This is a genomic window from Larkinella sp. VNQ87 (genome assembly GCF_049445795.1).
In the GTDB taxonomy this organism is placed as follows: Bacteria; Bacteroidota; Bacteroidia; order Cytophagales; family Spirosomataceae; genus Larkinella.
The window spans coordinates 82,137-93,586 of sequence record NZ_JBMSDT010000018.1 but is presented as its reverse complement, the minus strand read 5'-3'; the positions used below and the strand labels follow the sequence as shown (position 1 = coordinate 93,586).

The 11,450-nt window shown below is 56.5% G+C and carries 6 protein-coding genes; 1 reads left to right on the top strand and 5 read right to left on the bottom strand.

Features of this window, described 5'->3' with window-relative positions; translation table 11 throughout:
* Window positions 1-56: 56 nt before the first annotated feature.
* The gene (locus tag ACO2Q8_RS26200; protein ID WP_423347854.1) at window positions 57-428 is read right to left on the bottom strand and encodes a winged helix-turn-helix transcriptional regulator; all 372 of its coding nucleotides are present in this window, start codon (window positions 426-428) and stop codon (window positions 57-59) included.
* Between the two features lie 109 nt (window positions 429-537).
* Between ACO2Q8_RS26200 and ACO2Q8_RS26195 the strand changes: the two genes are divergently transcribed.
* Entirely contained in the window at window positions 538-1,461 is a 924-nt protein-coding gene (locus ACO2Q8_RS26195) for an SDR family oxidoreductase (RefSeq protein WP_423347853.1), read from the top strand.
* Window positions 1,462-1,515: 54 nt separating this feature from the next.
* Here the strand turns inward: ACO2Q8_RS26195 and ACO2Q8_RS26190 are convergent, their stop codons facing one another.
* From ACO2Q8_RS26190 to ACO2Q8_RS26175, 4 genes are all read right to left on the bottom strand, one after another.
* Complete coding sequence (locus tag ACO2Q8_RS26190; protein ID WP_423347852.1) at window positions 1,516-5,076, bottom strand: VCBS repeat-containing protein; 3,561 nt, start codon at window positions 5,074-5,076, stop codon at window positions 1,516-1,518.
* Between the two features lie 199 nt (window positions 5,077-5,275).
* A complete protein-coding gene (locus ACO2Q8_RS26185) occupies window positions 5,276-6,808 on the bottom strand; it encodes a RagB/SusD family nutrient uptake outer membrane protein (RefSeq protein ID WP_423347851.1) in 1,533 nt (510 codons plus the stop codon).
* A gap of 47 nt (window positions 6,809-6,855) precedes the next feature.
* Entirely contained in the window at window positions 6,856-10,377 is a 3,522-nt protein-coding gene (locus tag ACO2Q8_RS26180) for a SusC/RagA family TonB-linked outer membrane protein (RefSeq protein ID WP_423347850.1), read from the bottom strand.
* Between the two features lie 14 nt (window positions 10,378-10,391).
* Window positions 10,392-11,378, bottom strand: coding sequence for a FecR family protein (locus ACO2Q8_RS26175; protein ID WP_423347849.1), 987 nt, complete (start codon window positions 11,376-11,378; stop codon window positions 10,392-10,394).
* Window positions 11,379-11,450 lie beyond the last annotated feature (72 nt).

Below are 11,450 nucleotides of genomic sequence, written 5' to 3'. Positions count from 1 at the left end.
TCTATCCTGTTAGAAAGGATAGATTGAGCGTTCTGACACTATCCTTTGACCGGAATTTATACAGTCTCAACCGGCTCTTGAACGCCGACGGATACCCTCATGATCCGTTTCCGGTGGTTTTTTCCCCAGTCGCCCAGTGCAAACAATACCTGGTCCAGCGAGCGACCGTAATCCGTCAACCGGTAATCGACGGATACGGGCATTGTAGGATACACCCGCCGTTCAATCAGCTCGTTCTGCTCCAGTTCCTTGAGTTCTTTCGACAGCATTCGGGGTGTGATGTTGGTCACGGCCCGTTGAATTTCGTTGAAGCGCACGGCGGTTTGGCTCTCAAGAAACGTCAGAACCAACAATTTCCATTTGCCCCCGATGATGTCCAGCGTGTCGGCCATCGAACGCAGGTGGGTGGTGCAGTAAGTTGGTTCCATCCTGATTATCAAACGCTATTGTGATGTATAGTACTATACAAAAGTATATCCATATAGTTTGTATAGCAAATTTCGGCACCTTTGTCGCATCATGTAACAGAAATAAATCATGAATACCGACCAAAAACTGAACGTGCTGGTCTACGGTGCCACCGGTTCTCAGGCGGGCACTGTCCCGCAATTGCTGCTGCAAAAAGGCCATCAACCCTACGTCCTGACGCGGACGGCCGACAAAGCCGCTCACCACGCCCGGGCCGGGGCCATCGTTGTGGAAGGAGACCTGACCGATGCCGACCGGTTGCGCCAACTCAGCGATGGCATGGACGCCGTTTCGCTGCTCATCCCGTTCTTTGCCGACCCGACTCAGGTGGTCGATTACGGTCGGCGGGCCATCGATGCTGCCAAAGCCGCCGGGGTGAAGCTGCTCGTCTGGAACACCTCCGGGGCCATTCTGCCCACGCGCACCGGAAACCTGTCGCTCGACGTCCGGATCGACATCCGCGACTACCTTCAGGCGAGTGGATTGCCATTTATCATTCTGCAACCCAGCGTTTATCTGGAAAACCTGTTAGGTCCGTGGACGGCCCCATTCGTTCAAAACGAAAACCGGGTGGCTTACCCGGTTCCCGAGGACATGCCGGTCAGTTGGATTGCGTCGGAAGATGTCAGCAAACTGGTCGTGGCGGCTCTGGAGCGCCCGGATCTGGCCGGTACCAACTGGCCGATCAGCGGTCTGGAAAACCCCAATGGCCGGGCGTTGGCGCAGGCTTTTTCGGAAGGATTGAATCGTTCTATTCAATATTATCCGATGCCTCCGCAGGAATTCGGCGCTATTCTCGACCAGCTCTTCGGCCCCGGAGCCGGTGCGGCTGCCGCCAGCGAATACCAGCGTATGTGGGATTTTCCGGAGCACCGGCCCAATTTCCAGGCGGATATGCAGCCGGTTCTGGCAGAGTTACCCGTCCAGATGACGTTGGTTCACGAATGGGTAGCCAGGCATCAGGCAGTTTTTGAAGCCGTTTTCCCGGCTTGATTTTGTTTTCGTCTTGAAACCGTGTTTGGCGCGGACCGTTGGTCCGCGCCAACGTTATTTTACAACCGGTAATAATTGATTGACCTGCAAACCCTGTCCCTGCACCACCGTCAGAAGCCGTGTCTCGCCCGCTTTTCCGACCAGCCAGACCGACCGCCGGGCGTCGCCGGTTACCAGCAAACCGCTCTCGCGGGGCAGCAACGGCTTGAAGTGCCCCCGACCGTCGCCGAGCAAGACCAGCCCGAACGACGCATCCTGCCGCCCCATATTCACTTCGTTGGGGTAAAAGTTTCCAGTCAAAACCGCATCCAGTTTGCCATCACGGTTCACATCCCGAACCGCGATGCCAAAAACCGGCGCTTGCTGGGCAATCCGGGGCAGGGGCGTCATCCTGAATTTGCCGTTACCCCGGTTTTCAATGTAAACGCTTCGCAACTCCGTCGCTTCGGCCTGATAGGCCCCATCAAGGTCGTCTTTGGTGAGCAAGTCGTCAAACGTTACCCGGGCGTAGTCGGCGTACCGCTGGTATTTTCGCCGGAACTGGATCACCTGCTGGTTCAGCGCATCGCGGGGAATGGCCGGATAACAGATGCCCTTGATGTAATAGCCCATCAGCGGGTCGAACGTTCCGTCGTTGTTAAAATCTTTGGCAACAATCTTAATTGGCTCCGTTGCCGACGCCCGGTAGAGCGTGTTCAGCCCCTCGTTCCCGGCAATGTAATCTAGGTCGCCATCGTTGTCAAAATCGCCTTCCGCCAGACTATTCCACCAGCCGGAAGGGGCGGAGGGCAGAGGGGTAAGGGCAAAGGGCGGAGGGGCGGCCGTCTCGGGTGCCTTCCCCTCTCCCCTCTCCCCTCTGCCCCCTGCCCTCCGCCCTATGCCATTTTTCAGCATCATCACTGGCATCCATTCACCGGCCAGCAGCAGGTCGGGGTAGCCGTCTTTGTCGGGGTCGGTCCAAAGGGCGGTGCAAACCAGACCGGCTTTCAGGAGCGGGGGGCAAAGCTGGGCGGTCACGTCGGTAAACCGGGCTGAACTTTTCGGACCGTCGTTGCGCAACAGGTAACTCCGGGCCGGAAGCGGATACTGACCGGGAATCAGCCGTCCGCCCACAAAAAGATCAAGGTCGCCGTCGCGGTCGTAATCGGCGGCCACCACGCAGGAACCGCTGCCCGACATGTCAGGCAACGTTCCCGCCGGAGCCGGACTAAACTCACCCCGGCCGTTGTTTAGGTATACTTGATCCTGGTAGAAAGCCTTGTCGGTCGCGGGACGCTCGCAGCCACCGGCCACTACGTATAAATCCAAGTCCTTATCGCCGTCGGCATCGAACAGCAGCGCGGCCGTGTCGTCTTTGTTCGGATGAATCGGGAACGGTTTTTTCGTAAAACCGCCGTTCGGCGTTTGCAGCAGAAAACAGGCATCACTGCCTCGGTACGTCCCCCCCACGAAGCAGTCGTCCAAACCGTCGCCGTTCACATCGCCCGTCGCCAGCGCAAAACCGCTGCGCGACAGCATTTTGTGCAAAGCTGCCGTTTGCTTGAAATCGACAAAACCGGACGACCGGTGTTGAAAGTCAAGTGGTATTTCGTTCGTGACCGGGGCAAACAGTGGGTTGGCAAAATCCGACGCGGGTTGCCTGGCCCGATCCGTTGCCTGATCGTAGCGGAAGCTCAGTCGTTGATTGGCACTAACCCGGTAACGCCGTTCCGTCCTTCCCCCCGGCCACTCGACCAGCAGCGAATCCACCCTCACCGATTTCCCGAGTCCGAAATGCAAAACCGGCTCGACCGACGACTGAAAACCGCGCACCACCGACAATTCGGCGTACTGCAATTGCCCCCCGGCCCAAAGGGTAACTTTTGTTCCAAGCCCTTGCCGGTTTCCGGCCTGCCCATCCAGCCTGACCGACAGGTAGTTGCCCGCTTGCTGTTCCCGCGCCCGGTTACGGTAGACGAGCGCTTCGGAGTCGACGGTATTGACGACCAGATCCAGGTCGCCGTCGCCGTCGAGATCGGCATAAGCCGCCCCATTGGAATACGACAGATCGGCCAGCCCCCAGGCCTTGGACACGTCGCTAAACGCCAGATCGCCCGCGTTTCGGTAGGCGTAATTCGGCACCTGCACCTCCGGCACTTTTTTCATCAACTCCTCCCGCTTTTCTTTCTGAAACTCCGCCGTTCCGAACCCGGCAAACTCTTCGGTGAACGAGATAAAATCCCGGTCGGTCACGTCGCGCCGGTAACCGTTGGTGATGTACAAATCCTTCCGCCCATCGAGGTCGTAATCGGCCATCAGCGCGGCCCAACTCCAGTCGGTTTTGGCCACACCCGCCAGCAGCCCGATTTCGCTGAAGAGGGGCAGAGGGGTAAGGGCGTGGGGCAGAGGGCGTGGGGCAGAGGGCTCGGAAGACGCATCATGACTTCCCAGTAGCGCATTCACCCCATGCACCGAACCCTCTGCCCTCTGCCCCATGCCTTCTGCCCCCAGCCCAAGTTGCAACGAATTCCGCATGTACTGCATCTGGTAGCGGTACGGTTCGGCGATGCTGAGTTCCTTGCGGTCGTAATCCTGTCCGGCCAGCATTTTTTTCTGGCGGGCGTTTTCCTCCGGTAGCATGTCGAGTTGAAAAATATCGGGCCAGCCGTCATTGTTAAAGTCGGCCACATCGACGCCCATGCCGTACAGGCTGGTGTGGGCCGTGGCCTGCCGGATCACGTTCGTAAAGGTTGGTTGGCCGGGGGCGGTTTTCCCGTTGTTCAAATACAGCATGTCGCTGCTGATGAAGTCGTTGGAGCAATAGATATCCGGATAACCGTCTTTATTCAAGTCGCTGACGGCCAGGCCCAAACCCAGCCCTTCGTAGACGATCCCGGCCGATTTGGATACGTCTTTGAAAACCGGATGCCCCTGCGCTCCCGGCCCGTCGTTGCGGTAGAGTTTGCCGGTGCTCGGGTACGAACCGTCGTTGATCGTTACCCGCAGGTAGTTCGGATTCTGGAGATCGGGGCCGGTGTTGAGCAGGTACGCATCGAGGTCGCCGTCGAGGTCGTAGTCGAAAAAGGCGGTTTGGGTCGTAAACGATGCATCGGCTAGCCCGTAGTCCGCGGCCATTTCTTTAAAAACCGGCGTCAAGGTTTTGATTTTATTCCACTGATTGATGAACAGCAGGTTTTCGGAATGGGACGAACCGGGATGTTTGGCGACGCTGACGTAAATGTCCAGCCAGCCATCGCCGTTGAGGTCGACCATCGACACGCCCGTACACCAGCGGTCGGTGGTCAGCCCGGCGGCTTGGGTGACATCCTCAAATTTCCACGCGTTCGTGGTGGTGTCGATCTGGTTGAGGTACAAGCGGCAACTGACCTGATTACCCCCGAAAAATACGTCCGGTCGGCCATCGTTATTCACATCGCCCACGGCCACGCCCCCACCGTTGTAAAAATTGGTAAATGTAAACGCATTGAGCTGATCGGTCGGCGTCAGCGCGTTGGCGAAGGTGATCCCGGTCTGCCCGGTCGGAAGCCGCTCAAACAGTGCCGAATCGTCGTTCCGGCAAGCCGCGCAAACCGCCAGCAGGCTACTAATCAGGATGGAAAAAGAGAAAAACCGCATGAGTATTACGCCAAAAAAGCCACTGCCCGAAAGCGAAGAAAGCGAGGGAAAGCGGTGTTCGACCGCTGCCCTCGCTCCTAATTTACTATTTCATCAGGTTAATTAATAGTTGGGAAGTGTACGGTTTTCGGTATTCAGTATTCAATTTTCGGTTTACGGAATATCGAATAATGAACACTGAATAACGAAAACCGTACACTTAATACCCCGGATTCTGGTCCGTCGGTTCGATTTTGGGGTTGTTGTCCACTTCCTGTTGCGGAATGGGCAGCAACTCGTGCTTGTTTTTCTGGAAGTAAGTAAACGGCTCCGTCCGCAGCTTGCCTGCTTTCCGCCAGCGCAGCAGGTCGCGGTTGCGGACTTGCTCCCCGCTCAATTCCACGCGCCGTTCGTGCACGATAGCCGCAAAGACCTGGTCTTTCGTGGTAACCGGGAACGCAGCCGTCGGGTAGGGAGGCATGTTCACGCTCTTCCGGGCGCGCACCTGGTTGAGGTATTTCACGGCTTCGGCCGTATTGCCCAGTTCGTTTTCTACTTCGGCCATTGAGAGCAGCGTTTCGGCGTAACGCATGATCCGCTGGTTGATGCCGCCGGTCTGGTACGACTGATCGGTTTTGTACATCAGCGAGAACTTCCGCCAGCTTACTTTGAGCGTCTGCCCGTCGACCACCGAGGAGTTTCCGTTCTGGGCGGCATCCGTCAGCGTATTGTTGCCGTTGTTGTATTTGTCGCCCGTTACGTAAAACGACTTGGCAAACCGGGGATCACGGCCCGTGGCGGTTTTTTCGAACTCGTTCAACAGGCTGTTCGACGGAATAACGTTCCGCCAGCCGATGGCCGAATACTCCTGCGTCCGCACGGTTTCGGTACCGGCCGTGGCCCCGTTGCCGTCTCCATCCCAGTTGTAGTTCCCCCCGGAAGGCAGGAAGTTGATTTCCCAGATCGACTCCTTGTTGAATTCGGTTTCCTCCAGGAAGTTGTCGCTGTATTCATCCACCAGGGCGTAGGTGCCGGAGGTGATGATTTTCTGCAACTCGGTTTTGGCGTTCGCGTAATCGGCACGTTGCAGATACACCCGGGCCAGCAGCATCTGAGCAGCCCCTTTCGTGGCCCGGCCCAGGTTGTTGGCGTCGTAGGTAGCGGGCAGCGCTTCCTGAGCCGTTTTCAAGTCGGCAATGATGAAGTCGTACACCTCATTTTCGGGCGAGCGGGGCAGCGAGCCTTCTACCGAGGTGACATAGTTTTTATACAAAGGAATGTTTCCCCACATCGTCACCAGATCAAAATAGGCCCAGGCGCGCAGGAAACGAGCTTCGGCCAGCAACCGGTTTTTGGTCTCCGCCGGAATGTCCGCCACTTTGTCGGACAAATCGATGGTGGAGTTGGCCCGGTGAATCAGCCGGTAAAAACCGGTCCAGACGGAACTCATGACGGAGTTACCCGTATCGTGGCTACCGAGCAGCAACTGATTCCGGGGCGTTTCGAGCTGCCCCCCCCCGGCCGCGACATCGTCGCTACGCAGATCATGGACAAAAAACCACTCCCGCGACACCAGCGGATTCGATTTGGCCAGGGCGTAAATAGCATTGACAGCACTCGACAGTTCGGCTCCGTTTTTATAAAACGTGTCGATGGTTACACCGTTGGGGTTCAGTTTGTCCAGATCACTTTCCTGACATCCTACCACCAGGCCCAGAAAGAGTACACCGGATAAAAGAAGTTTATTTTTCATTGAAATGGTTCGTTAATAGGTTCAGCAGATCATCACAGAGGTTCGGATCAGAAGCCGATGTTCAGGCCGATCAACACGGTACGCGGCTGCGGATACTGCCCGTAGTCGATCCCGTTGGTCAGCAGTTTGGTGGCGTCGCCCGAGCTACCGTTCACCCCGATTTCCGGATCAAGACCCGTGTATTTGGTAAACGTCAGCAGGTTCGTCGACGATACATAAATGCGGGCTTTGGTCAGCGTGTTGAGCGTAAATTTGCTCACGACGTTCGTCGGAATCGTGTAGCCAAGGCTGATGTTTTTCACCCGCATGTACGATCCGTTCTCGATAAACCGATCGGACGTCCGGCTGTTGTTGTTCGGATCACCGCTGACGGCCCGGGGGACATCGGTGTTGGTGTTGGTGGGTGTCCAGGCATCCAGTACACCTTTACCGGCGTTAAACAACCGCAGCATCCCTTCCTCGATCACCTTCGTGCCGTTGTAAATCTTGTTACCGGAAACGCCTTGCAGGTAAACCGACAGGTCGAAGTTTTTGTAGTTTGCGCCGAAATTGACACCGTAGCTGAATTTTGGAATGTAGCTTCCCAGATACGTCCGGTCGGCGGCATCGATTTTTCCGTCGCCGTTGAGATCCTTGAACCGAATGTCCCCCGGCGAAGTATGCTTGGTGGCGTCGTAATCCTCCCGCGAATCCGGGCGGTTTTGCCGGGGTGCATTGAAAACCTCCTCAACCGTCTGGAAGATCCCATCGACTTGCCAGCCGTAGAACGACTGTATGGGCTGTCCGGCTTCCGTTTTGGTAATATCGAACCCGCCAAAGTCCTGGTTCAGACCGGAGTAGATCGTGGCACTGGGCGTTGCCAGGCTGGTCACTTCGTTGCGGGTGATGTCCATGTTGGCCGATATATTCCAGCGGAAGTCGCCTTCGTTGTGGTTGTAGCCGACCTGGAATTCGTAACCCCAGTTTTTCATGCTCCCGATATTAGCCAGGGGCGAGGTCGAATAACCGATGGAGTTCGGAATCGGTACGCTCAGCAACAGACCGTCGGTCCGGCGGTTGTAGCCTTCCGCCGTGAAGGTCAGCTTATTCCCAAACAGCCCGAGGTCAATCCCGATGTTGGTCATCTTGGTCGTTTCCCACTTCAGGTCCGTATTGCCCAGGGCGCTGAAGTACGAGCCGAGCACGGTGCTGGTTCCGAAAACGGCGTTGGTGTTGTCGGCTGAGATCAGCGACTGCCAGGCGTAGTTTCCGATGCCGTTGAAACCGGTTTCGCCGTAGCTGGCCCGAATTTTTAGTTCCGAAATCGACGGAATGGCTTTCAGGAACTGCTCTTCGCTCACCCGCCAGCCGACCGACGCCGACGGGAAGGTTCCCCATTTGTTGCCCGGCGCAAACCGCGACGAACCATCCCGGCGAACCGACCCGCTGATGAGGTACTTCCCGGCAAACTCGTAATTGACCCGGCCGATGTACGAAATCAGGCTGCTTTCTTCCAGGCTGCTCGTGACGCCGGGGTTCGATACGCCCTGCAACACGTTGATGTCGTTGTTGGGCCGGAACCCGTTCCCGTTCAGCGTCGACGCGCGGAAGGTCTGTTTTTCGGCCACCACGGTCGCGTTCACGTAGTGTTTGCCGAACGTTTTGTCGAACGTCAACTGGTTTGTCAGGATCGGCGAGTAATATGAAGTCCGGTTGTCCTGAATGTTGTTCTGCACCCGGCTTTTGTAGCCATCGTTGTAGATCGGGAAAATGTTGTTGCCCACGTTCGTGACCACGTCAGCACCGAAGCTAAACCGGTATTTCAGGAAATTCGTAAATTTGATCTCGGTAAACAGCGTGCCGAGCAGTTTGATCCGCTGGTTGTAGCTCTGATCCTGCAAGGCAATCCGCACCGGGTTGTCGGGGTCGGAGCCGTCGGCCGCCGTCGGAGAGCTGTACCCACCCACTTTCGTCGGGTCGGAAACCGGCCAGTAGGGCAGGTTCCGGATCATCTGCATCACCGCCGTACGGCCCCCGCCGAAACCCTGCTCCCCGCGCATTTTATCGTACGAGATCATCAGGGTTTGTCCGAACGACAGGAATTTGTTCAACTGGTGATCGGAGTTCAGCCGGACGTTGGCGCGTTTGTAATTGGTCCCGATCAGAATCCCCTCCTGATCGAAATAACCGGCCGAGGCAAAAAACCGGGAGACGTTATTACCACCCGACACCGAAAGCTGGTGCTGCTGAATCGGGGCGGTTTTGAACATCACGTCCTGCCAACTGGTTTCGGTCTGGGCGAACGTCTGTGAAGCGCCTTCGTAAATCGGCGTGTTCAGGTTGCTCAGCCGGGCCGGCATGGCAATCCCGGCATTGCCCAGCAGGGCGGTGGCGTACTGAATGTACTCCTGCGTGTTGAGCAGATCCAGTTTTTTCCAGGCGCTTTGTGTGCCGAAATACGTGTCGAAGTTGACGTGCAGTTTGCCGTCTTTCGATCCTTTTTTGGTGGAAATAATGACGACCCCGTTCGACGCCCGCGATCCGTAGATGGCGGCTGCACTGGCATCTTTCAGCACTTCCAGCGATTCGATGTCTTTTGGGTCGAGGTTGTTCAGGTCGCCCGATGGCACGCCGTCGATCACGTACAACGGCCCGGAAGCGTAGTTGATCGAGCCGACGCCCCGAATCCGGACAATCGGCGACTGCCCCGGCGCCCCGTTGTTGACGACCCGAACACCCGGCACCCGGCCCTGCATGGCCGACTCGGCGCTGATCACCGGCAAGGCTGTCAGTTCCTTCGGCGTTACCGACGAAACCGCCCCGGTTACCGAAGCCCGTTTCTGCGTACCGTAGCCTACCACGATGACTTCTTCCAGCGCCCGCTCGTCCTGGACCAGCGACACGTTCAGGCTCGTCCGGCCATTCACCGGAATTTCCTGCGTTGTGTACCCCACAAAGCTAAACACCAGCGTAGCATTGGCCGGTACATTCAGGCTGTATTCGCCCTGGCCGTTGGTTGTCGTTCCCCGGGTTGATCCTTTAATGACGACGCTTACGCCCGGAAGGGCCTCGCCGTTGGCATCCGACACTTTTCCCCGGATATCGTCGACCAGTTGATCGGCCGAAACGACCGAGTACCCAATCCGTTCGAGCCGGATCAGGTTCAGATCGGCGGTGGTGGCCAGGTCGTTACCGGTCGGGGTCTCAAAGCCTTTCTTCTCGATCTGGTTGATTTTTCGAAAGTAGCGGCTTCCTTTTTCCTTACTGGCAACAATCACGTAAAAATTCTTCTGAATTTTTTCAAACGTCAGTCCTTTGTCAGACAGGAGACTTGTTAGTGCTTCTTCCACGGTCCGTTCCCGGTGTCCGTTCAGGACAACTTTCGTATCGACCAGATCCGTCCGATAAATGAACGAAACCCGGTATTGTTTCTCCAGCTCCGAAAGCGCAGCCCGAAGTGTTACCACCGGAGCTGCCAGGTCTTTCTCCTGCTGCCACACGCGATGGTTGTTCGCGGCAATCATTTGGGCGTAGGTCGGCATGGCTCCGACACACAACATCCCACACAGCAACACTACTAGTTTTTTCATGCGATAGAGATCAGTTATTCAATCAGGATATGGTTAGCATTACGGGTAATTTTCGCATCAAACAGGCCGGAAAGCCCTTTCAGAATCGTGTCCGCATTTTTCCCGGGAATGGTCCCGCTCACGCGCTGTTGCCGCAACTCCGGATCCCGGATTTCAACCTCCAGTCCGTACGTATCTTTCAAAAGCTGGGCAATCTCTTCGAGCGACGATCCTTCGAAAACCAGTTTATCTGTGCGCCAGGACGACTGGGCCTGTGCATTGACCTGCTTCTTGTAAAAGGAGTTGGTTTGCGCATCGGCGAAGAACATTTCGCCCGGTTTCATTTCGAGGTGATTGTTCGGGTTGTCGGAGACCCGCATCTGAATCCGGCCTTCGTTCAGGACCACTTTGGTGGTGGTTTTCCGGGTGTAGACATTGAAGCGCGTGCCCAGTACCTCCACGTTCATCTGACCGGGTAAATGAACCTGAAACCGCTGGTGATTGGCCTTGTGAACGACTTCAAAGAAGGCTTCTCCTTCCACCCAAACCTCGCGGGGCGCGTCGGTTTGCCAGTTCGCGGCATACCGGATGGAGGTATTCCCATTCAGGGTGACAATGGACTGGTCGGGCAAAACAACCTGCCGGGTCTGGCCAAAATCGGTACGAAGCGTCAATAACTCCGGAGCGGCATACTGTCGGTAAAAGAACAGCGCACCCACGCCCAGCACCAGCAGCGCAACGGCCGCTGCCGCCATCCAGCGCACACCCAACCGCCGGATGGGCGTGTTGGCCGGAATGTCCGAAACCGTTCTTCGCCGGGTCTGGATTTGTTGAAAAACCCGCTGGGCCTCCCGTCGTTCGGATACATCGAGCGGCAACTCGGCCAGGTCGTTCAGCTCTGTGTCCAGCAGGTACTGTAACTGACGTTGCCCATCGGCCGTTGCCAGATACAATAAAACCGCCCGGGCTTCTTCAGGGCTGCACTCGTTTCGTATGTACTTCTGTAGAAGTTGTGTATCCATCGAAAGGGCTTAGGAATAATACTATTCTTCCTAAGTAGATACACATTTGAAACCGGGAAGTATTACTGGTCG